Annotated in this window: 15 protein-coding genes; 5 read left to right on the top strand and 10 right to left on the bottom strand. The window is 61.8% G+C overall.

Going from position 1 to position 22,122, the window contains the following annotated elements:
* Positions 1-127: 127 nt before the first annotated feature.
* Both C4K39_RS29740 and C4K39_RS29735 read right to left on the bottom strand, forming a co-directional pair.
* Complete coding sequence (locus C4K39_RS29740; RefSeq protein ID WP_124348148.1) at positions 128-2,608, bottom strand: TonB-dependent siderophore receptor; 2,481 nt, start codon at positions 2,606-2,608, stop codon at positions 128-130.
* 95 nt (positions 2,609-2,703) lie between these two features.
* Positions 2,704-4,356, bottom strand: coding sequence for a cyclic peptide export ABC transporter (locus C4K39_RS29735; RefSeq protein ID WP_124348147.1), 1,653 nt, complete (start codon positions 4,354-4,356; stop codon positions 2,704-2,706).
* A 205-nt stretch (positions 4,357-4,561) separates the two neighbouring features.
* Here C4K39_RS29735 and C4K39_RS29730 point away from each other — a divergent pair, with 205 nt between their 5' ends.
* Positions 4,562-5,419, top strand: a complete 858-nt coding sequence (locus tag C4K39_RS29730) for a formyl transferase (RefSeq protein ID WP_124348146.1) — start codon at positions 4,562-4,564, stop codon at positions 5,417-5,419.
* 59 nt (positions 5,420-5,478) lie between these two features.
* Here the strand turns inward: C4K39_RS29730 and pvdO are convergent, their stop codons facing one another.
* From pvdO to pvdM, 3 genes are read right to left on the bottom strand one after another with little or no spacing between them, the layout of a single operon-like run.
* A complete protein-coding gene (gene pvdO, locus C4K39_RS29725; protein ID WP_124348145.1) occupies positions 5,479-6,372 on the bottom strand; it encodes a dihydropyoverdine dehydrogenase in 894 nt (297 codons plus the stop codon).
* Positions 6,373-6,407: 35 nt separating this feature from the next.
* Positions 6,408-7,703 (bottom strand): pyoverdine-tailoring periplasmic protein PvdN, encoded by a 1,296-nt coding sequence (gene pvdN / locus C4K39_RS29720; RefSeq protein ID WP_124348433.1) that lies wholly within the window; start codon positions 7,701-7,703, stop codon positions 6,408-6,410.
* A gap of 21 nt (positions 7,704-7,724) precedes the next feature.
* Positions 7,725-9,098: a pyoverdine-tailoring dipeptidase-like protein PvdM gene (gene pvdM, locus C4K39_RS29715; protein WP_124348144.1), complete on the bottom strand. Its 1,374-nt coding sequence runs from the start codon at positions 9,096-9,098 to the stop codon at positions 7,725-7,727.
* Positions 9,099-9,306: 208 nt separating this feature from the next.
* On the opposite strand from pvdM, the gene pvdP reads away from it, so the two are divergent.
* Positions 9,307-10,935: a pyoverdine maturation tyrosinase PvdP gene (gene pvdP, locus C4K39_RS29710; protein WP_124348143.1), complete on the top strand. Its 1,629-nt coding sequence runs from the start codon at positions 9,307-9,309 to the stop codon at positions 10,933-10,935.
* A gap of 20 nt (positions 10,936-10,955) precedes the next feature.
* On the opposite strand, the gene C4K39_RS29705 is transcribed toward pvdP, so the two are convergent.
* The 5 genes from C4K39_RS29705 to C4K39_RS29685 form a co-directional block, all read right to left on the bottom strand.
* Entirely contained in the window at positions 10,956-11,381 is a 426-nt protein-coding gene (locus C4K39_RS29705; protein WP_124348142.1) for an SMI1/KNR4 family protein, read from the bottom strand.
* A 27-nt stretch (positions 11,382-11,408) separates the two neighbouring features.
* Entirely contained in the window at positions 11,409-11,708 is a 300-nt protein-coding gene (locus tag C4K39_RS29700) for a DUF3349 domain-containing protein (protein WP_124348141.1), read from the bottom strand.
* A gap of 121 nt (positions 11,709-11,829) precedes the next feature.
* The gene (locus C4K39_RS29695) at positions 11,830-13,239 is read right to left on the bottom strand and encodes an efflux transporter outer membrane subunit (RefSeq protein WP_124348140.1); all 1,410 of its coding nucleotides are present in this window, start codon (positions 13,237-13,239) and stop codon (positions 11,830-11,832) included.
* Positions 13,240-13,246: 7 nt separating this feature from the next.
* Complete coding sequence (locus C4K39_RS29690) at positions 13,247-15,220, bottom strand: MacB family efflux pump subunit (RefSeq protein ID WP_124348139.1); 1,974 nt, start codon at positions 15,218-15,220, stop codon at positions 13,247-13,249.
* On the bottom strand, positions 15,221-16,393 hold the full coding sequence (locus tag C4K39_RS29685; protein ID WP_124348138.1) for an efflux RND transporter periplasmic adaptor subunit: 1,173 nt from the start codon (positions 16,391-16,393) through the stop codon (positions 15,221-15,223).
* Positions 16,394-16,714: 321 nt separating this feature from the next.
* Here C4K39_RS29685 and C4K39_RS29680 point away from each other — a divergent pair, with 321 nt between their 5' ends.
* The 3 genes from C4K39_RS29680 (at position 16,715) to mgtA (ending at position 22,119) form a co-directional block, all read left to right on the top strand.
* Positions 16,715-17,197 carry a sigma-70 family RNA polymerase sigma factor gene (locus C4K39_RS29680; protein WP_068582761.1) on the top strand — a complete coding sequence of 161 codons (483 nt, stop codon included), beginning with the start codon at positions 16,715-16,717 and terminating at the stop codon, positions 17,195-17,197.
* Positions 17,198-17,346: 149 nt separating this feature from the next.
* Positions 17,347-18,684: a lysine N(6)-hydroxylase/L-ornithine N(5)-oxygenase family protein gene (locus C4K39_RS29675; RefSeq protein WP_124348137.1), complete on the top strand. Its 1,338-nt coding sequence runs from the start codon at positions 17,347-17,349 to the stop codon at positions 18,682-18,684.
* 669 nt (positions 18,685-19,353) lie between these two features.
* On the top strand, positions 19,354-22,119 hold the full coding sequence (gene mgtA, locus C4K39_RS29670; RefSeq protein WP_068582767.1) for a magnesium-translocating P-type ATPase: 2,766 nt from the start codon (positions 19,354-19,356) through the stop codon (positions 22,117-22,119).
* Positions 22,120-22,122: the final 3 nt, after the last annotated feature.

The raw sequence follows: 22,122 nt of genomic DNA, 5'->3' as shown, positions 1-22,122 counted from the left end.
ACAGGGAGATAGATCGCTAAGGAGCAGAGGCCGCAGACCGTTCGAGGACGGTATCAGGCTGATGCCGTTGGTGCGGTGCCATGGGGACCGCCCTGGTCGAGGGCGGTCTCTGGCGAGGTTGGAGGGATCAGAGGGACCAGCGGACGGTGACCATGGCGTTGCGCGGATCGCCGTACAGGTTGTTGCCATAATCAGTGTTGCTACCGATGGTCTGGTAGTAGCGCTTGTCGAAGATGTTGTTCAGGTTCAGGCGAACGTCCAGGTTTTCCGTGGCTTTGTAGCTGGCCATAAGGTCGACCAGGGTGTAGGCCTTCTGTTCTATGCGGTAGTCGTATGGTGGTGGGCCATCTTCACTGTTGGTGCCCTTGTTGTAGATAGTGTTCTGGCTATACATGCCACCACCAATGGTCCAGCGATTGAGGTCGCCTGGAAGCTGGTAGGTGGTGAATACTTTGAAAATGTGCCGAGGGATATCGGTACTGAACAGACGTCCCTCCTTGTTCTTGTCGCTATCCTTGGTGTACTTGGCGGCAGCATAGGTATAGCCGGCGCCCAACTCCCAGCCAGGTATCAGCGAACCGTTGATTTCCAGGTCGATGCCTTCGCTGCGTACTTCACCTGCTGCCTCATAGCATGTGGTTCCCCGCGGAGTACATTGATTGGAGTTCAGCTGTTTGGCGCGATTTTGCTGATCGATACGGAAAATCGCCGCGCTGGCATTCAGGCTGCCATCAAAGTATTCGCCCTTGATGCCGATCTCGTAGTTCTTGCCCTCGATAGGCTTGATTGCGCTGTTGGACGCATCGAGCTCGGTCTGCGGCTTGAAAATATCGGTGTAGCTGACGTAGACCGAATGGTGCTGGTCCAGGTCATAGATGGCGCCTGCATAGCGGGTCAGATTACGCGTCACTTTATTGGGGCGGCTGGAAGAGTAGGGTTTGCCGTTCCAGGCGGTGTAGACGTCATAGTCGTACCAGTCCAGTCGGCCGCCGAGAATCAGTTTCAGGTCGTCGGTAATGCTCAGGCGAGTAGTGACATAGGCCGCTTCTTCGTCGCTGGTACGGCGTTGTACCCAGGGAGTGGCGCTCATGTCTGGCTTGGTAATGCCGCTGGGGTTGTAGATGTTGGTATGGGTCGCAAGGTCGATGGGGTTGCCCTTGCCCTTGAACGATAGATCACGCCTGCTGGCACCGACCACCAACTCGTGGGTACGCCCGAACAGCGAGAAGGGACCGGTGACATAACCGTCATAGCTGTTCTGCTGGTCTTCGTATTCGTAACGCCCGATGTTCTGGCCGAATTCGTCGTAGTTGGTACCCATACGCAGCGGAATGGAACCGTGCATCTTCAGGTCCGACCAGCTCTTGCTGGCGGCCAGAAGCATTTTCCAGCTATTGGCGAAGCGGTATTCCAGTCGGGTGAACGCGGTGGTGTTGTCCTGGTCCCAATATTCCCAGTCGCTGCCCAGGTAGCTGGAGCGTTTAAGATGTAGGTCGCTGCCGTCACGTCCAACGGGCAGGCCAGCCCAGGCGCTGTTGTTGTTAGCGTTCTGGTTGGAGGCGCCGAAGGTGAAGGTGGTATTTTCATTCAGGTCCGCCTCGGTGATGGCATAGAACACCGAACGCTCGGAGCTGACGAAGTCCTGGAAGCTGTCCTTGGTCTGATAGGCGGTCACCACGCGACCGCGCAAGGTGCCGCTTTCGTTGAGCGCGTTGGAAGCATCGAACTCAGTACGATAGTTGTCCCAGCTGCCGGCGCTACCGGTGATGGTGACCCGTGGTGTGGCGGTTGGACGTTTACGCACCATGTTGATCGCCGCAGACGGGTTACCCGAACCTTGCATCATGCCAGTGGCGCCACGCACTACCTCTACTCGATCGAAGATTGCCATGTCCGGAGCGGAGTTCATGTCTCGGCTCAGGTAGTGGCTCAAGTCGTTGGGCAGGCCGTCGGTCATCAGGTTTTCGACGGCGAAACCGCGGGAATAGAAGGTCGAGCGTTGCGGGCCTGCCTTGGTCACCGCAATGCCGGGGGTAGCCCTGAGTACGTCTTCCAGGGACTTCATGTTCTGGTCATCCATGCGCTGGCGGGTGATGACCGTGACCGACTGCGGGGTTTCCCGGGCCGATAGCGCGAGTTTGCTGGCGGTCTGCATCTGACCCGTGGTGTAGGAGCCAGTGTCTTCGGTAGTGACTCCCAGGCTCTGGCCACTGATGGTGCTGGTTCCCAGCTCCAGCGAGCCGACGGTGGCACGATTGAGAATGGTGATCGAGTTGCCCTTGAGGGTGTAGGCCACCCCCGTGCCATTGAGCATGGCCGCGATGGCCCGCTCCGGCGAATAGCTGCCGCTGAGGGCGTTGCTGCGCTTGCCCTCCACATCGTCGGGACTGTAGAGCACTTGCATGTTGGCCTGGCGTCCGAATTCTTGCAGGGCAGAAGCCATGGATTGCGAGGCAATGCTGAATTGGATTTCCTGGGCCTGAACCTGCGCCATCAAGGGCAAGGTCAAGGCCAGACCCAAGGTGCGGGAAGCCATTTTTGGCGAGAACGCTTGGCAAAGTAGCGCTTTCGTCAAAGGAGACAAACGATGTTGTGCGGGCATGCTCATATGCTCTTGTAGATCCGGCAGATGTAATGGTTGCTAATGCTAGTGATTCTCAATTCCTGTAATAGGACGCACCACTTGCCATAAACCGGAAACAATCACGCCGGTTGCAGTTCAGTCAGGACTCGTCCGGCCTTCATGCGCACCAACTGGTCGGCAATGTCGAAGTAGCGATCGTCGTGGCTGATCACGATGATGGTCTTGCCCAGGCGCTTGAGATCGGGCAGCAGCTCGGTATAGAAAATCCGCCGGAAGGCCGGGTCCTGGTCGGCGGCCCATTCGTCGAACACCAGCACCGGGCGCTCTTCCAGCCAGGCATTGACCAGGGCCAGGCGCTTGCGCTGGCCGGTGGACAGGTCGGTGGTGGTGAAGGCGCCATCCTTGACGCTGACCTTGTGGGCGATTTCCAGGCGGTTCAGGTACTGGGTGGCGACATCCAGCGACTTGCCGGCGTTGCCCTGGACCAGGTCGTCGAACAGGTAGTAGTCGGCAAATACCGTGGTGAACAGTTGTCGGTAGTCGTCCCGGGCCTGGTCGGTCACGGTTTCACCGTTGAGGCGGATCTCCCCGGATTGGGGCTGGTACAGGCCCAGCAACAGCTTGATCAGGGTGGTCTTGCCGCAACCGTTCTCGCCGACGATGAACACGATGTCGCCCTGCTTGATGCTCAGGTTGATCGGTCCCAGGTGGAACGGTTCGCTGCCCTCGACCGCTGGAGGGCTGTAGCGCACCTCGCGCAGTTCCAGGCTGTGCACTACCGCTTGCGGCGCTTCGCTGTCGTCCATCAGCAGGTGCGGTTCGGGGGAGGAGAAACGCTCGGACAACTCGCTGATGCGGGCGAACGCAATCTTTGCCTTGCCGACGATAGGCAGGTAACCGACCACATGTTCAAGTGGCCCCTTCATGTACAGCAGCACCAGTACGAAGCCGGTGATGACTGCGGGGTCCGGGTTCGGGTAGTAGGCCTGCATGGCCAGGGCCAGGCCGATGACGACGAAGAACAGCATCGAACCGAAGCTCTTGGCCAGGATGTAGATGTTCACCGAGCGCACCTGGATATCGCTGATGCGATCTGCGGTTTCCTGGATGCGATGGGTGTTCATGCGGAAACGCCGTGGTCGGTGGATGCGCAGTTCCTTGGCGCCCGAAGCAATGGCGTTGTAATACCGCTGCAACTCGTCCTCGTGGTCCCGGGCCTCATCAAAACCCTTGATGCCCTTGCCACCCGCCACCAGTTGCACGCTGGTGCCGATGATGATGGCCACCACCATCATCAGGAACATCGGTACCGACAGGTAGGCCAGGTAGCCCAGGCAGCCCAAAGTGACCGTGGCGGCAATGGCCAGGGGGGTGAAGGCAAAGGAAAAGTCACTGATGGTGTCGACGTCGTGGGTCAGTACCGGGATCAGGCGGTGGGAGCGGTAGCGCTCGATCTGGGTAATGGGCGCCGAGAGCACTTTCTCTCCCAGGTCCTTGCGCAGGGCGGCGATGATCCGCTGGCCCACGTAGTTGGTGCCGACATCCGAGACGATCGAGCTGACCAGGGCCAATGCGCAGAGTGCGGCGAAGGTCAGGACCACGCCCTGGGTCATGCCACCGGCCGAATGCAGGGCGTTGTTGATGGTGGCCAGCAGCAGGGTGATAGCCAGGCCACCGGCCATGCCCAGGGCAACGGAAACCAGCACTATGCTGCGAAAGGGCCTGAGCAATGCGAGCAGGCCTTTGAAGGCGCCGCGCTTGGGGTCGGTCATAAGTACTTCCCAGAGAGTGGATAGAGGGTCGGGGCACACGGACCCTTACCCCTGAACAAACGAAGCGTCGCGGCGACTATTTAGCTTTGCCGGCCACCGCCGGGCGCAGGCGTCCCGGATAAATTGCCCGCAGCCTGGTTCGTTCTTGTTCTGTGGGCGCACGTGTATCGACGCAGTGCCTGATCCATTGAGCGAGAGCGAACGAATGACGAAGAAGAATCTGGTGTATGTCTGGTCCCTGCGAAACGCCGCGGCCGACAAGGCGGGGCAGCCGGTGGCCTACAAGGACCACGAGCGCTACATGAAATCGGTGCTGGAGTCCCTGGTGGAGGCGTTGAACCAGACGCCCCTGGGCGAGGCCTACAACCTGGTGGGCGTGGTCTACGACGATGACGAGCAGTCGCCACGGGACCAGAAGCTGGTAAGCGACTATGGCTTCGCCTACCAGCCGGGGCGCCAGTGGCTGTATCCGGCGGACCTCGCCGTGCAGGGGCGCTTGGTCAACGACCTGCTGCTGAGCGTGCCGTCCACCTATCGCCGCCATCCGCGCGGTAGCGCCGAGCACATTGCCGGCAAGCAGGACTTCGAGCGTCGCCTGTACGACACCCTGGTGGAGCTCAAGGCCGATATCGTGGTGCTGGATGGCTTGCTGGTGATCCTCGACGAGCTGGTGCGCCCGGGTGCGCCGTTCGCCCGGCGGATCATGAACATCCACCCGGGCATTACCCGCATCGAGTCGCCCTATGAGCGCCGCGGTGCCTACGCCACCTGGAATGCCTTGTATGGCGCCCGGGGCGAGAAGGTGGTGGATTGGGCGACCCGGGAGACCGTACCGACCGAGCCGCTGTACCTGACCGGGGCTTCCTTCCACTACGTGGACAATGGTATCGACTCCGGAGAGGTCTTCCACGACGTGCTCAATACCGAGATTTCCCCTGAAGACACCATCCTCGAATTGCGCTGGAACAACTTCAACAACAGCCTGTTCCCGGCCTTGCACGAGGGGCTGGCGTTGTTGGCCAAGCAGCTTGAGCCGCAACAGGTTGCCCAACCCCTGGCCTAGGTCTGAGGCTGACGGTGGTCAAGCGCTGTATCGCGCTTGACCACCGTCGAGCGAGCTTGTCACGGGTGGCTGGCCCCTGGTTGTTCAAGTTCGCGCACCACCCGGAAACTTAGCCAATCGCCACGGACTTCGCGCTTGCGACTGTTGCGATTGCCCGAGCGTGAAAATACCGGTGCTTCACCCCAATCATTGCCGCGGATCTGGGCGTCAAGGCAAACGCCTCCCGATGCCTCCATCCAGGCGCTGCCATCGGTGGGAGCTCCGACATAGTCCGGATGCCAGCAGTCGGCCACCCACTCATAGACGTTACCGTGCATGTCGTACATGCCGAAGGCATTGGGTGGGTAGCTGCCCACTGGGGCGCTATAGCTGTACCCGTCCTTGGGGCCATAGGTATTGGCATGCTTGGTGATTTGGTACTGGCCTTCCTCATCGAATGGGAAAGGGAAGGAGCCGGTGCTGCCCGCCCGTGCGGCATATTCACGTTCGGCTTCGCTGACCATTCGATAATGCTTGCCGGTTTTCTTCGATAGCCATTGGGCATAGGCCTGGACGTCGGAATAGTCTACGCATACGGCGGGCTGGCGCGGTCCTTGTGCGTAGCTTGGTTTGCTGGCCTTGCACAGGCGGCCGGGGCGGTCATCACCATCCTTGACCACGGCCCCCGCTTCGCGGATATAGGCATCCAACTCGGCGGCGGTTACGTGGAAGCGACTCATGGCGAAGGCTTTCTTGAAGGTCACGGTATGTTGTGGGCCTTCATCGGGTTCGCGGCCGACTTCGTCTTCGGGGGTGCCCATGACAAAACTGCCGGCGGGCAGCACTACCATTTCCGGACAGTTCTTGCAGTCTTTGAACACGCTGCCGGGCTTGGGTGGTTCCACTGCTTGTGCGTTGAGGCTGATCAGGCAACCAATCAGCGCGGCCAGGGAGGAGTAGGCGACGGGTTTCATCAATCAATAACCTTCAATGTAAGAAAAAGACAGGGTCAGGAGGTCTTGCCGCGCAAGCGCTTACCTAGCAGGTCTATGGTGCGGTCGATGTCTTCCTCGCTGTTGAGTAGTCCGGGGGCCATGCGAACCACCGGCCCTGCATCGCGGTACACGGCGTCGACCAGGACGCGGTTCTTGATCAGCCAGGCGGCAGTGGCATCGGTGTCCAGGTTCTTGCCGCGGAAGAAGGTGAAGCCGGCCGAATGCTCTGGGCTCAGTGGGGTCACCAGTTCTATGCCGGGATACTCCAGCAGTCGCTGCTTGAGATAACTGTTGAGCTCATGGATGCGTGATTGGATATTGGCCTTGCCTAGTTGCATGTGCAGTTCAAAGGCTTGATCCACGGCCCAGCGGTGCTCGAAGCTGTGATAGCCGCCGGGGGTCATGATGGTGGCGAAATCCTTGTTCTCGGAAAACGTCGCCGTAATCGGGGTCAGGTGCTCGAGTTTTTCCGAGCGGGCGCAGAAGATCCCGGTGCCCCGGGGGCCGAACATCCATTTGTGGGTGCCAGCAACGAAGAAGTCGCAATTGAGGTCGGCGAAGCTGATGTCTTCCACGCCGAGCCCGTGTACACCGTCGACGCAGTACAGGATCCGTTCGTGTTCGTTACGGTTGCGGTTGTGACGCTCCACCAGTTGGCCGATCTCGCCTATGGGCAGTTTGACGCCGCTGCCCGATTGCACCCAGGTCATGCCCAGTACGCGAGTGTTGGGGCGAATATTGCGCTCGATGTTCCCCAGTACTTCATCGGTGGACATGTGGTGGGGAGACTTGAACAGCTCGATCGTACGCACCTGGGTACCTTCGCGCTGGGTCCGGTACTTGAGCACATTCCGGGTCGAGTAGTGCTCATGCACTGTCGTCAGTATCTCCTGTCCAGGACGCACGTGGATGCCGCCATACAGCATGGCCAGGCCCTCGGTGGTGCTGCCGGTCAGGGCTATCTGGGTGGGTTTGATCTGCAGGTAACGACCCACACTTTCGCGTACCTGGGCTTCGCGCTGCCAGGTGTACTCAGTGTCGTAGTCCATCGCCAGCGCAGGGTTGCGGTCCAGCACCGCGCGGTATTTCTCGATGGCCTCGCGTACGGGCCTGGGGTGTGAGGTGATCAGGAAGTTGGAGAGATGGATATAGTCAGGGTCAAGATCGAATAGTTGGCGCAGCTGGTTCCATGTCGAAGTGCTGGTTGCTGGCGGACGGGCCGCCTGTGTGGAGGCTAACGCTAGGTTGCCCAGAGGCATGGCTGCGGCCAGCAGGCCTGCTTGCTTGAGGAAGGTCCGGCGATTGGTCACGGGAATTCTCATGGTCATGGTTCAACCGGCGGTGCCAGGTTGTATGGAGGTCTTGACGGGCTTGGCCAGCTTCTGCACTTGTTCCCAGACGCGCAGGTAGTTCTCACCCCAGAGCTTGGCGATCTCGATGTCCGTGTAGCCGCGTTGAATCAGCTCTGCGGTGACGTTGCGGTTGTCCGCCACGCTCATCCAGCCGTTGACGCCGCCACCTTCGTTGAAGTCGGAGCTGATGCCCACGTGATCGATTCCGACCTTTTTCACCGTGTAGTCGATGGCATCGACATAGTCCTTGAGGTTCGCTTTGGGTTCTTCGTCGAGGATGCCGTACAGCGAACTGGCATATTCACCAAAGCGTTGTTCCGGCCAGATAGTGATGACAGCGTCTCCTGGCATCAGGGCGTTTTCCAGTCCTTGCAGTGGGCCCAGATCGAAGCGCTGGCGCAGTGCGTTCAGCTTGTCCAGGGTCGGCTGGCTGAGTGGGCGCAGGTAGGTGGAGAACCCCACTACCTGAATGACGCCTCCTGTAGCCTTGATGACTTGCAGTTCCTTGTCGCTGAGATTGCGTGGGATATCCACTAACGACCTGGGGGCGGAGTGCGAGGCCACTATCGGAGCTCGGGTCAGGGCTGCAACATCCTCCAGGGCCTTGCTGGACATTTGCGAAACGTCGATTACTACTCCCAGGTCATTGAGCCGCTCCACAGCCTGCTTGCCGATGGGCGAGAGACCTCCGAGCGCGTCCCGGGTGTCATTGAAAAATGGCAAGGGGCGCGAAGAGTCAGCCCAGTCGTTGTTGCCGACATAGCTGAAGCCGAACAGGCGCATGCCGCGGGCGGCCCACTTGTCCAGCTCGTCGAGATCGTTCCCCATGGCATAGGCGTTGAGCAGGCTGATCACGACAGCCAGTTTGCCTTCGGAGGCGATGCGGCGCAGGTCAGCGGGGGTGTAGGCAATGGCGGCCTGGTTGGGGAAGTCGCGCACCATGCCCTGGATGATCCGGTAACGGGTCTCGCGCTGGTGACGAGCTTCTTCGATGAAGCCAGTAGTGGGATGGTGGGGGGCGTTGGGGCCGTTCCACATCTCCGGCCAGGCGAGGATGCTTAGGGCGGCTCCGGACATCCTGCCGCGTCCGGCCTTTACCAGGTCGAACTGACGATGAGTGTCCTTGTCCGCTTCGCTGCCCTCGGTGCCGAAGTCCAGCGGTACGGTGATATGGCTGTCGAAAGAGATGATGCGTTCTTGCAGGTCGTTGGCGTGCTTGACGATTTCATTGGGGTAGGACACGCGATCCTTCCAGTAGTAATGCCAGGCCGTTCCGGCCCCAACCCCGAGGGCGGCGACGATCAGTATCAGCAGGCTCAGGTAGAGGGTTTTCTTTCCAGATATTTTGCTCATTGCTATCCCAGTCGCAGGCGGGCTGATGACGGGGTCGGGCGTGAGGAGGCTGCGCTTACAGGCCCGACCTTTTTGTGCACATCTATCCGCGATAAACGAGCTGGTGGGTGGCAAATTTAGCCATCCGGATTCGGCGCGCCGGTAAATTTCCCTGCAAATCCAACGTTCTAGCTAGATGCGTGACGCGCCACTGGATAAAGGTAGAGCGATGAGGTTTTCGAGACGAGGATTTTTGACCGGTCTGGCGGTGACGGGGGCGGCTATCCCCGTGGCGATCTATACCCAGAAGGAACTGCTGCGTCAGGATGTTCGCCGTAAGGAAGAGCAGGAAATCACCCCAGGTGAAGCCAAGCTGGAGGTGGCCCAGGATCCAGGGATACGCCTTGCCGATCACTTGCGAGGTATCTGGGATATTGAGTTCCTGGACGCCGATGGCCCTCACGCCCTGCCTCGCCGTGGTTGTGAGCTGTTGCTCGATGCTGGGCCTGCCGGGCGTGGCCTGCGGGGCTTCCTGGGACGTCCTGAAAGTCTGCGTGATGATAAGGGAGAGGCGTTCCTGGTCTTGGGTGACCTGGCCTCGGTGGACGCTGCGAAGCTGCGTTGGCGGCTGTATCCCGATGGACAGATTGCCGGTTCTCCCTCTCATGAGTGCCGGGTAGTGCTCGATGAAGTCTGGGCGAGTTGGGGTAATGCTGGCGCTGGTACCTTGAGCGGTAGTGTGCAGTCCTTGCAGCTTGCTCCCTTGGCTCCCGTACCGGCCGGGCGTTTCGTCGCTCGCAAGCGGCCTTTCCCCGCGGCACGAGAGCAGGCTGGCCTGAGTCCCGCCTTGTTGGCATGGTTGGTCTCTGCACAGCACCGATTGTTTCATCAGCTCTGGCACGCCTCTCGTGATCGCTGGCATACCTTGCCCAAGGAAAAGCGCAACAGCCTGCGCGGGCTTGGTTGGCAGCCGGGGCCGGTGAAGCATGAGCGCGGCGCTCGCGGGCGGCGCAAGCATCGCAATGCCTCAGGTATCGATTTTCTGTTCATGCATCGGCACATGTTGTTGCATGCACGCTCGCTACAACCTGACTTGGTGTCGTGGCGCCAGATACCGCAGCCATCAGCTCGCCTTGAGCAGGATCGACAGGCTTTCATTCGTTACTACGAGAACCGTGATGGCTGCTCGGTGCCCCCTGCCTGGGTATCCGAGGATGATGAAGAGTTCACCCAGTGGCTGCATGGTCTCAAGAGTGATGCGGCCTTCTATGGCAACTTCCAGGTTTGGGAGTCGCAGTACCAGGATCCGGAATATCTGAGTCGCATGAGCTTGGGCGAATTTGGTTCCGAGATCGAGCTGGGCATGCATGACTGGCTGCATATGCGCTGGGCGGATGTTGCTCGTGATCCTTCCAATGGTATGCCGGTGATGGAGGCGCGCATGTCCTCGGACTTCGCCGGGCGCTGGTACCTGGCGCCGAATGATTTCCTTGGTGACCCGTTTTCGTCCCACGTCCATCCGGTGTTCTGGAAGTTTCATGGTTGGATCGATGACCGGATCGACGACTGGTTTCGTGCCCACGAACGCTATCACCCGGGTGAAGTACTACGGCGTGAGGTCAATGGCGTGCCTTGGTTCGCGCCGGGGCGTTGGGTGGAGGTAGACGATCCGTGGTTGGGGGCCTCGACCCATGGCTGTGGGCCGCTGGGTAATGCCCCTGGGGAAATGTCGCTGGAGATGGACCAGGAGGTCATGAAGCTGGCGTTGCGGATTGCCCTGAGTCGCGATGAAGAGGTACCGGAGCTGCTCAAGCGCGCCCCGCGGCGGCCCTGGTATGCGCAGCACCTGAAGCTCTGAGGTGCTGGCAGGCAGAGGGGTCAGTTGGCAAGGGCTGTGTCGGCCAGGAAGCTGAACAGTCCTGGGTACCTGGTCTGTTGCCATTGTTCCAGGCCGTGGTCGAAAAACAGCACCTGCTCCAGGCATTGGCCGTTTTCTATCCCGAAGCCGTAGAAGTCGCCGCAGCCATTGTCTGAAAACAGCAAATGGCTGCTGCCGGCGCTGTTGTTTCTACCCAGGTTGAAATCGCTGGCCTGGTCCAGCGAGTACACGATTCCCAAGGCAAAGTAACCGCCGCCACATACCTTGAGGAAATGCCGGTATTGAGCAGGGAGGCGCAGCGCCATGGACTTTTCAAATTCGATGATTGCAGCTTCGGTGGCGAGGCTGTCCGAGGGCAGTTCGAACCAGATGGGGTTGGCCTTGCGCTGGTGGTCCAGCAGTTGCTTGAAGTCGTCGAAATCCATTGGTCGGTCCGTCGATGTGTCGGGTATTCAGTCGTCAGCCAGGAGCTTGGCGACGCCGTGGTGGTGCAGGTGGGTGTTCAGCGATGCGATCGCCTGCGGGCTGGGCTTGGCGAGGGTCACGGCCTGGTGGATGTCGTTCAGCACGAGTGCGGGGTCCCGCTGGGTCAGCTGCGCAACGACTTGCGCCAGGTTGCGATCTGAAAAGTGCTCATACAGGACGGCCAGCAGGGCGTGGTAGTCGGAGGGCGCGACACCGTCCGGGAAGGCTTCTTTCAGCGCTGATACGGCTTCTGCCAATGGCTCGTCCAGCTCGGTTCTGAGGGGCATCGGGTGCTCTTCCTGGGATGGGTGGCGAACCGTCGATTCTAGGCGAACAACCGACCGGTTGTCCTGGTGGCTGGCGATGCACAAGGCTTCGCCAGCCGCCCAGCGACTTGCTCCGCAGGACCTAGCGCGTGGCTGGTGTGGATGCCTGCCAACCGCCTCCCAGTGCCTTGTACAGCGCGACGCTCGATTGCAATCGCGACAGGCGCAGTTGCACGTTCTGGTCCTGTGCAGCGTAGAGGGTGCGCTGGGTGTCCAGGACCGACAGCAGGTCTGCGGCCCCGGCCTGGTAGCGACTCTGGGCGATATCGAACGCCCGTTGCGCCTGTTCCAGCTCCTCGCTCTGCCATTGCCGTTGCTGGTCCAGGCCACGAATGCCGTTGAGGGCTTTTTCCACATCGGCGAAGCCGTTGATGATCGCCCCGCGATAGGTCTCCAGCAGCTCTTCCTGGCGCGCCGTGGCCCGGTCGCGCTCCGCGCTCAGGCGCCCGGCGTTGAAGATCGGTGCCACCAGGCCGGAAGCCAGGTTGTAGAAGGGGTTGCGCAGGACGTCGTCGAATTTGTTGGCGCTCGAGCCCAGCCTTGCCGTCAGGGTCACGGTGGGCAGCATGGCGGCCCGGGCCACACTGACATCGGCCTGGGCTGCCGCGAGCCGGACTTCGGCGCTGGCGATATCCGGGCGGCGGGCCAGCAACTCACTGGGCACCCCGGCATCGATGTCCGGCCAGGTCAGCTCGGCGAAAGGTTGTGCGTTCAGGGCCAGGCTCTGCACTGGCCGGCCGAGTAGGGTGGCGAGGGTGATCAGGGCTTCTTCGGCCTGCTGCTGCACCAGCGGTACCTGGCGTTGCTGGGCTGCCACCAGGCTCTTTTGCTGGGCCAGTTCCAGGGCCGTGGCCGAGCCTGAGTCGTAGCGGGTCTGGACCAGGCGCAGGACGCGCTGGGCGTTGGCCAGGTTGAGCTCGGCGATCCGGGTCTGTTCCCGTAGCGCAAGTAGCTGGGCGTAGTTGTTGGCCACGCCGCTGAGCAGGGTCAGCTCTACCGTTGCCCGGTCGAATTCGCTGGCCTGGGCGCCGAGCACGGCGCTATCGCGGGCCGCGCGCCTGCCACCCCAGAAATCGACTTCATAAGTGGCGCTCAGCCCGGCGTCGAACGTATTCACGGTCCTGTCGCTGCTGGTGCTGCTTTGCTGGTTGCTGCCTTTGCCACCCATGCGCTTTTGCCGGCTGGCATTGACGCTGCCTTCGACCGAGGGCAGGAGCGGCGCGCCGGCCACGATGGCGCTGGCCTGGGCCTGGCGCACTCGGGCCATCGCCGCTGCCAGGTCATGGCTGCCGGTTCGCGCTTCGGCGATCAGGCGGTCCAGTTCCGGGCTGCCAAAACGGGCCCACCAGCGAGGGTCTTGCTGTTGGCCTTCGCGATGGGAGGGGGCCTGCCAGGCCTTTGGTGCTTGCAGGCCGCTATCCGGGTGTGGGGTGGAGCTGCTGCAGGCCGCCAGCAAGACGCTGGCGGCTATCAGGGTCAGGGTGGTCTTCATCGATCGATCATTCACTGGTAAGGGCCGTGACCGGGTCGAGCCGGGCAGCTTTGCGGGCCGGCATGAAGCCGAAGACGACGCCGGTGACCAGGGCGCAGGCGAAGGCGCCGAGTACCGCGGCCAGGGAAAATGCTACCGCCACTTCGCTGAGAATCAGCACGCCGCCGATGATCAGGGCCACGCCGATGCCGGTCAGTCCGCCGACCACCGAGAGCATCACCGCCTCGGTGAGGAACTGGCGCAGGATGTCCCGCTGGCGGGCACCGGTGGCCATGCGAATGCCGATCTCGCGGGTGCGCTCGCGCACGGTCATGAGCATGATGTTCATCACGCCGATACCGCCGACCAGCAGGGAGATGGCGGCGATGGCGCCGAGCATCAGCGACAGGGTGTTCTGGGTCCGGGCCTCGGCCTGGATCATCGCGGCGTTGTTGGTCAGTTCGTAGTCGCGTTTGCCGTGGTGCAGGCGCAGCATGAGCTCATCAATTTCACGCTCGGTTTCCTTGACCCGACTTGCATCGGCCGCGGCGATTGCCACGTATTGCGGATCGCGGCTATCGAACAGGCGAATGCTGGCCGCGGAATAGGGCACAGCGATACGGTCGTCGCTATCGCTGTCGCCGGAACTCGCACCTTTTTCCGCCAATACGCCAACCACTTGGAAGGGCACGTTTTCGATCAGGATGTACTGGCCAATGGGGTTGGCCACATCCTTGAGCAGTTTTTCCCGGACCTTGTGGCCGATGACCGCCACGGCCGCGGCAGAGCGTTCGTCGGCTTCGCTGAAATAGCTGCCTTGGACGACGGGCCAATTGAAGATCGCCGGGAAGTTGGTGTCGTTGCCACCCACGTAGCTCATGTAGTCGGCATTGCCGAAGCGTACCCCGGCTTTTGCGCCATTGACCGCCATGATGCGCTTTACCTGTGGTAGGGCGGCCAAGGCCGCGACGTCATCCAGGGTCACGATGCCCTCTGGGGTTCGGGGGTTGGGCGAATAGCCGCTCAGGTAGATGATGTTGGAGCCAAAGGCCCCCATCTGCGCCATTACCTGGCGCTTGCTGCCTTCGCCCACCGCCAGCATCACCACCACCGACGCCACGCCGATGATGATCCCCAGCAGGGTCAGGGCGGTGCGGAAGCGGTTGAGCCACATCACTCGCCAGGCTGCCTGCACCGCTTCCACCAGCTCGCCTTTCCAGGCTCCAGTAGGTTCGCTGCCATCGGCCAGGCGCTGGCGCAGGTCCACGGCCTGCAGGGCGCCGGCGTTGGCGCTGGCTTGCACGCTAGGGTCGGTATCGGCGGTGTCGCTGATGATCTCGCCGTCGCGGATCTCGATGATGCGCTTGGCCCGGGCAGCCACTTCGCGGTCGTGGGTGATGAGGATCACCACGTGGCCCTGGCTGGCCAGTTCGTCCAGCAGGGCCATGACCTCGGCGCCGCTGTGGCTGTCCAGGGCGCCGGTGGGTTCGTCGGCGAGGATGATGTGGCCGCCGTTCATCAGCGCGCGGGCGATGGACACCCGCTGCTGCTGGCCACCTGACAATTGGTGCGGACGGTTGCCGGTACGGCTGCCCAGGCCCAGGCGCTCCAGCAGGGCGGCAGCGCGGGCGTGGCGTTCGGCGGCCGGGGTGCCGGCATAGATCGCCGGCATCTCGACGTTTTCCTGGGCCGAGCCCGAGGGAATCAGGTGATAACCCTGGAACACGAAGCCGAAGGCTTCCCGGCGTAGCCAGGCCAGTTCGTCACTGTCGAGCCGGGCGACGTTCTCGCCGGCGAACAGGTACTCGCCGGAGGTCGGTCGATCCAGGCAGCCGAGGATGTTCATCAGGGTCGACTTGCCGGAGCCCGAGGCACCGACGATGGCCACGAATTCCCCGGCATGGATCGACAGGTCGATGCCGCGCAGGACATCCACCTGCGGGCTGTCGCCGCCACCATAGGATTTGCGGATGCTGCGCAGGTCGATCAGGGGCGTTTGCATTCAACCTCCGCTGCTGTTGGCAGGGCCGATCAGCAGGTGGTCACCTTCGTTCAAGCCTTCGAGGATCTGCACCCGCAGGCGATCGCTGATGCCAACCCGGACCTTGCGCTCGCTGACGGCGCCGTTGCTGGCCACGACCCGGGCAATCTGCTGGCCGGGAGCATCGCCGTCCTGCAGTGCGGCGATGGGCGCGGTGAGTACGTCCTTGGCCGAGTCGGCGACGAAGAACACCTGGGTGGTCATCTCCGCCATCAGCGCGTTGTCGGAGTTGTCCACATCCAGCAACACGGTGTAGAGCACCACGCGGCCGCTGCCACGCTTGCTGGTGCTGCTGGGGCTGCCCCCGCCCTGGCTGGTTTCGTTCAATGGCTTGGGCGGGATCGGCAGGATCTGGCGCACGGTGCTGGTCCAGCGCCGGCCGCCGCCGCTCAGGGTGGTGAAGTAGGCGCTCATGCCGGGTTTCACGTGGCCGATGTCGGCTTCCGAAACCTCGGCCCATACGGTCATTGGCGACAGCTTGGCGATCCGCAGGATCAGCGGAGTCTGTTGTTGGGCGTTGAGGGTCTGGCCTTCGCGGGCATCCACCGCCACCACGGTGCCGGACAGGGGGGCATAGATGCGGGTATAGCCCAGCTCTGCCTGGTCGCTGCGCAGGCTGGCCTGGGCCTGGCGGATCTGCGCCTTGTACATGTCGATCCGCGCCTGGGTGGCCTTGAGTTCGGCCTGGGCGGTTTGTACGTCCTCATCGCGGGTCGCACCGCCGGCGGCGAGGTTCTGCTGGCGTTGGTACTTCTGCCGGGCCAACTGGTTCTGGGCGTATTGCTCTTGCAACTGGGCCTGCAGGTTCTCGATGGCGAAGCGGCTGGCATCGAGCTTGGCCTGTTGGGTGGAGGGGTCGATTTCCACCAGCAACTGGCCTTCTTTTACCGCGTCACCGGCTTCCACATGGATCTTGCGGATCTGCCCGGAGGCCTGGGCGCCGACATCCACATAGCGGCGCGGTTGCAAGGTGCCCAGGGCTGTGACGCTGCTTTCGATATCGCCCCGGCGCACTTGCACGGTGCTGAACTGGTCGCGCCCTGACGGAATGAACTTCCAGGCGGCGATGGCGACGATGGGGATCACACAGAGTGCGGCAAGCAGGGCGCGTCGGGAGTTTCGAGGACGTTTCATGCAGGGTTCCGGCCAGAGGTATTGGCCCGTCGGGGCAGTGGGCCGCGTGTGGCGGGCCGGTTGCCGACTGCCGGGCAAATGGCAGGGACGGGAAGCTGTCAGGTAAACGAGAGGCCGCAGGGGGAATTTAACTGTCGACATATGGCGTTACAGCTGCCCGGATAGCGAAATAAACCCACTGCGACTCTGCGGTACTTTAAATCTATATGAGAATTACTATAAATTACGCTGGTTCAAAACTGCCATCATTGAATCACCGGGCCAACCGGCTAACGTCGGTCTCGCTCAAGGAAATAACCGTCATGGGGGCGGTTGGGAGCCATGTTGGAAAGTTACTATCGCGAGCTGATGTGCTTCCTCCATGCCAAGCTGGGTAATCGCCAGGTGGCCGAGGATGTAGTGCACGACGCTTACGTCCGGGTGCTGGAGCGTACGAGCGATACGCCAATCGAGCAGCCGCGGGCGTTTCTCTACCGCACGGCGCTGAACCTGGTGATCGATGGCCATCGGCGCAATGCCTTGCGCCAGTCGGAGCCGCTTGAGGTGCTGGACAACGAAGAGCGCTATTTCAACCCGTCGCCGCAAACCAGCCTGGACCAGGGCCAGCGCCTGGACATGCTGCAGCGGGCCTTGGCGGAACTGCCCCGCCTGTGTCGCGAGAGTTTCCTGCTGCGCAAGCTCGAGGGCATGTCCCACTTGCAGATCGCCGAGCAATTGGGCATTTCCCGCAGCCTGGTGGAAAAACACATCGTCAATGCGATGAAACACTGCCGGGTTCGCCTGCGCCAGTGGGAAGCCCAATAGGCCAAGCGCAGTGCGTCTTATTTAGTTAAATTTTTTTTCACTGTCCTCGTCCCTACTCAACAGACGATCTGCTGACCTTCGCGGGCCAGTCGGGTCACCGTGACACTTTATCCCCCGCGTTGAGGCGGTTTATCCAGAGGACACTGGAAATGACACAGGCAATTGCATCGGCCCACGTTCACGATTTGATCGGTATCGGTTTCGGCCCCTCGAACCTGGCGCTGGCCATTGCGCTGGAAGAGCGCGGGCAGGAGCACGGCCCCCTGGACGCGGTGTTCCTCGACAAGCAGGCGGACTATCGCTGGCATGGCAACACCCTGGTGACCCAGAGCGAGCTGCAGATTTCCTTCCTCAAGGACCTGGTGACCCTGCGCAACCCAACCAGTCCCTATTCCTTCGTCAACTACCTCAAGCACCACGGGCGCCTGGTGGACTTCATCAACCTGGGCACCTTCTATCCGTGCCGCATGGAGTTCAACGATTACCTGCGCTGGGTGGCCGGGCATTTCCAGGAGCACAGTCGCTACGGTGAAGAAGTGCTGGGTATCGAGCCCGTGCTGCATAACCAGCAGGTCGAGGCGCTGCGGGTGATCTCCCGCGACGCCCAGGGCGCCGAGCAGGTGCGCACCACTCGCTCGGTGGTGGTCAGCACCGGTGGCACGCCGCGGGTTCCGGAACTGTTCAAGGGGCTCAAGGGCGATGCGCGGGTCTTCCACCATTCCCAGTACCTGGAGCGCATGGCCCAACAGCCTTGCGTCAACGGCAAACCGATGAACATCGCCATCATCGGTGGCGGGCAAAGCGCCGCGGAAGCCTTCATCGATCTCAACGACAGCTTCCCCTCGGTGCAGGCCGACATCATCATGCGTGGCTCGGCCCTCAAGCCGGCCGACGACAGTCCGTTCGTCAACGAAGTATTCTCCCCGGCCTTCACCGACCTGGTGTTCCAGCAGAACGACAGCGAGCGCGAGCGTCTGGTCAGCGAGTACCAGAACACCAACTACTCGGTGGTGGACATCGACCTGATCGAGCGCATCTACGGGATTTTCTATCGCCAGAAGGTCTCCGGTGTTCCGCGCCATGCGTTCCGCACCCTGACCACCGTCGAGAAGGCCACCGCCACCGACCTGGGCATCGAGCTGATCCTGCGCCATGGCGCCAGTGGCGAGCGTGAGGTGCGCCACTACGACGCCGTGGTCCTGGCTACCGGCTACGAGCGCAACCTGTACCGCGACCTGCTGGCGCCGCTGCAGGCCTACCTGGGTGACTTCGAGGTGGATCGCAACTACCGCCTGATCACTGACGAGCGCTGCAAGGCCGGTGTCTACCTGCAGGGCTTCAGCCAGGCCAGCCACGGCTTGAGCGATACCCTCTTGTCGGTGCTGCCGATCCGCGCCCAGGAGATCGCCGATTCGCTGTACGAGCATGGCAAGACCCGCGGTCACAGCCGCTCGGTTCGCGACATGCTGCTGGCCACCGCCAGCTGATGCACCGGCCGCTGCCGCAGCCCTGCGGTAGCGGCCGCCGTGGTCATGAAAGCTTCATGTTTTATCCCTTCCTGAACCTGCGCTGAAGAATTTTTCAATTCCCCCCGGCAAGGTTTTTTCCCAGGTTTACTCTATAAAAGGTGCGGCGTAAGCTGCGCGCGTTTTCAATCAATGGAGGCCCAGTGTGGGTACTTGTTCGAGTGACAGGAGTCAGCCGGTCTCGATAACCGGCGCGGTCCCGGCAAGATAACGCGCAGCCTTGATTCCTGCCGTTGTCTCGCCATCCAGCGAGAGGCGGCATTCCGGTCGCGACCTGTTCTGGTCGTCCCGATTTCCCTTCTTGATGACTCCGATCGATGTCCGACCCGGCCTGGTGCCGTGTCGCGGCTGCTTCGACGCGCAGGTTCCACGGACCTGCGGGCCGGTCTTGGGTGGGCGTTCGATGCGCCTTGCACCTGATCCGGCGGTACCTGCCTGTGGTGTTTCCAGTGCCGTCCGTCCAGGGGAACAGCCATGGGATTTACCCGTCAGCATCGCCAGCAACATCGCCCATCCCTGATGGGGCGATTGCCTCGGGCGTGAGCCCGATCCTGCCTTGTTCCATCTCCCTGACTGTTTCGTTTCAACGCGGCCGTTCTTGTGCCAAGCACCGGTCGTGCAGGAGTCATCATGAAGCTCACCCTGTTGAAAGAATTCTTCGCCGGTTTCCTGCGGACCCGGCATTTCGCCCGGCACTTCCGGCGCCTGGCCCTGCTGGAAAGCTTCAGCGACGCCAGTGTCAGTCGCGATGTACCGCCAACCCTGGCGCAAACCCTGGTCGCGGCGGCCAACAGCGACGCGGCGCAACTGCTGGACCAGCTCGGCAGCCATACCGATGGCTTGAGTACCGAGGAAGCCGAGGTGCTGCGTGAGCGCCATGGCCTCAATGAAGTCGAGCACGAGCAGGCGCTGCCCTGGTGGACTCACTTGTGGCATTGCTACAAGAACCCCTTCAACCTGCTGCTGACCCTGCTGGCAGTGATCTCCTGGCTGACCGAGGACATGAAGGCGGCCACGGTGATTTTCTCCATGGTGGTGCTCTCGACCCTGCTGCGCTTCTGGCAGGAGGCCAAGTCGAACAAGGCAGCCGATGCCCTCAAGGCCATGGTCAGCAATACCGCCACCGTGATGCGTCCGGATACGCCGTCCCAGGCCGCGCCAATGCTCGGTCGCCTGTTGGGGGCCGCTGCCGAGGCCAAGGGACCGCAGCGCATCGAGCTGCCCATCAAGCAGCTGGTGCCGGGTGACCTGATCGCGCTCTCGGCCGGCGACATGATTCCCGCCGACTGCCGGGTGCTCAGTGCCAAGGACCTGTTTGTCAGCCAGGCGGCAATGACCGGTGAGTCCATGCCGGTGGAGAAATTCCCGCGCCAGCAGGATGCCGACACCAGCAACCCCCTGGACCTGGACAACATCCTGTTCATGGGCACCAACGTGGTGTCCGGCTCCGCCACGGCGGTGATCCTGACCACCGGCAACAGCACCTATTTCGGCGCCCTGGCCCAGCGGGTCAGTGCCACCGACCGTGCGCCAACTTCGTTCCAGAACGGGGTCAACAAGGTCAGTTGGCTGCTGATCCGCTTCATGTTCGTCATGGCGCCGCTGGTGCTGTTCATCAATGGCTTCACCAAGGGCGACTGGATGGAGGCGCTGCTGTTCGCCCTGTCCATCGCCGTGGGCCTGACCCCGGAAATGCTGCCGATGATCGTCACCTCGACCCTGGCCAAGGGCGCGGTGTTCCTGTCGCGCAAGAAGGTCATCGTCAAGCGCCTGGATGCAATCCAGAATTTCGGCGCCATGGACGTGCTGTGCACCGACAAGACCGGCACCCTGACCCAGGACAAGATTTTCCTGGCGCGCCATGTCGATGTGTGGGGCGAGGAGTCCGACGACGTATTGGAGCTGGCCTACCTCAACAGCTACTACCAGACCGGGCTGAAGAACCTGCTGGACGTGGCGGTGCTCGAACATGTCGAGATCCAGCGTGAACTGGCGGTCGGCACGGCGTTTCACAAGGTCGATGAAATTCCCTTCGACTTCACTCGCCGGCGGATGTCGGTGGTGGTGGCGGAGCAGGGCCAGCCCCATCTGCTGATCTGCAAGGGGGCGGTAGAGGAGGTATTGGCGGTGTGCCGCAATGTGCGTCATGGCGATGCCGAAGAGGCCCTGAGCGATACGCTGCTGGCGCGGATTCGCCAGGTGACCGCCGACCTCAACGAGGAAGGCCTGCGGGTGGTGGCGGTAGCCGCACGGCCCATGCTTGAGGGGCGCGATACCTACAGCCTGGCCGATGAGCGTGAGTTGACCCTGATTGGCTACGTGGCCTTCCTCGATCCGCCCAAGGAAAGCACGGCCCCGGCCCTCAAGGCCCTGGCCGAGCATGGCGTGGCAGTGAAGGTGCTGACCGGCGACAACGAGCTGGTGACCGCCAAGATTTGCCGAGAAGTGGGCCTGGAGCAACAGGGCCTGCTGATGGGCAACGACATCGAGCGCATGAGTGACGAGCAACTGGCCAAGGCGGTGGAAACCACCAATGTCTTCGCCAAGCTGACCCCGACTCACAAGGAGCGCATCGTCCGCCTGCTCAAGGCCAATGGGCACGTGGTGGGGTTCATGGGCGATGGCATCAACGATGCGCCGGCGCTGCGTACCGCCGACATCGGTATTTCCGTGGATAGCGCGGTGGACATCGCCAAGGAAGCGGCGGACATCATCCTCCTGGAAAAGAGCCTGATGGTGCTGGAGGAGGGCGTGCTGGAAGGGCGCCGGACCTTCGCCAACATGCTCAAGTACATCAAGATGACCGCCAGCTCCAACTTCGGCAACGTGTTCTCGGTGCTGGTGGCCAGTGCCTTCATTCCGTTCCTGCCGATGCTGCCCATGCATCTTCTGGTGCAGAACCTGTTGTACGACATCTCGCAGATCGCCATTCCCTTCGATAACGTCGACGACGAGATGCTGAAAAAGCCCCAGCGCTGGCAGCCGGCCGATGTCGGGCGCTTCATGGTGTTCTTCGGGCCGATCAGCTCGATCTTCGACATCACCACCTTTGCCCTGATGTGGCATGTGTTCGGCGCCAGCACTCCGGAGCACCAGACGTTGTTCCAATCCGGCTGGTTCGTGGTGGGGCTGCTGACCCAGACCCTGATCGTGCACATGATTCGCACGCCGAAGATACCGTTCCTGCAAAGCCGGGCGGCCATGCCGTTGATGGTGATGACCGGGATCATCATGGCCGTGGGGATCTTCCTGCCGATGGGCCCGCTGGCCCATTACTTCAAGCTGCAGGCCTTGCCACCGCTGTACTTCCTGTTCCTGCCGCTGATCCTCGTGGCCTACATGGCCCTGACCCAGGCGGTGAAGGGTTTCTACGTACGGCGTTTCGGCTGGCAGTAAGGA

This window comes from Pseudomonas sessilinigenes (genome assembly GCF_003850565.1).
Classification (GTDB): Bacteria; Pseudomonadota; Gammaproteobacteria; order Pseudomonadales; family Pseudomonadaceae; genus Aquipseudomonas; species Aquipseudomonas sessilinigenes.
The sequence above is the reverse complement of the archived record's forward strand: the minus strand, read 5'-3'. Positions and strand labels throughout refer to the sequence as shown.

Coding starts and splice junctions, on each gene's coding strand:
- C4K39_RS29740 (WP_124348148.1), bottom strand. CDS start 2,608: ATGAGCATGCCCGCACAACATCGTTTGTCTCCTTTGACGAAAGCGCTA.
- C4K39_RS29735 (WP_124348147.1), bottom strand. CDS start 4,356: ATGACCGACCCCAAGCGCGGCGCCTTCAAAGGCCTGCTCGCATTGCTC.
- C4K39_RS29730 (WP_124348146.1), top strand. CDS start 4,562: ATGACGAAGAAGAATCTGGTGTATGTCTGGTCCCTGCGAAACGCCGCG.
- pvdO (WP_124348145.1), bottom strand. CDS start 6,372: ATGAAACCCGTCGCCTACTCCTCCCTGGCCGCGCTGATTGGTTGCCTG.
- pvdM (WP_124348144.1), bottom strand. CDS start 9,098: ATGAGCAAAATATCTGGAAAGAAAACCCTCTACCTGAGCCTGCTGATA.
- pvdP (WP_124348143.1), top strand. CDS start 9,307: ATGAGGTTTTCGAGACGAGGATTTTTGACCGGTCTGGCGGTGACGGGG.
- C4K39_RS29705 (WP_124348142.1), bottom strand. CDS start 11,381: ATGGATTTCGACGACTTCAAGCAACTGCTGGACCACCAGCGCAAGGCC.
- C4K39_RS29700 (WP_124348141.1), bottom strand. CDS start 11,708: ATGCCCCTCAGAACCGAGCTGGACGAGCCATTGGCAGAAGCCGTATCA.
- C4K39_RS29695 (WP_124348140.1), bottom strand. CDS start 13,239: ATGAAGACCACCCTGACCCTGATAGCCGCCAGCGTCTTGCTGGCGGCC.
- C4K39_RS29690 (WP_124348139.1), bottom strand. CDS start 15,220: ATGCAAACGCCCCTGATCGACCTGCGCAGCATCCGCAAATCCTATGGT.
- C4K39_RS29685 (WP_124348138.1), bottom strand. CDS start 16,393: ATGAAACGTCCTCGAAACTCCCGACGCGCCCTGCTTGCCGCACTCTGT.
- C4K39_RS29680 (WP_068582761.1), top strand. CDS start 16,715: ATGTTGGAAAGTTACTATCGCGAGCTGATGTGCTTCCTCCATGCCAAG.
- C4K39_RS29675 (WP_124348137.1), top strand. CDS start 17,347: ATGACACAGGCAATTGCATCGGCCCACGTTCACGATTTGATCGGTATC.
- mgtA (WP_068582767.1), top strand. CDS start 19,354: ATGAAGCTCACCCTGTTGAAAGAATTCTTCGCCGGTTTCCTGCGGACC.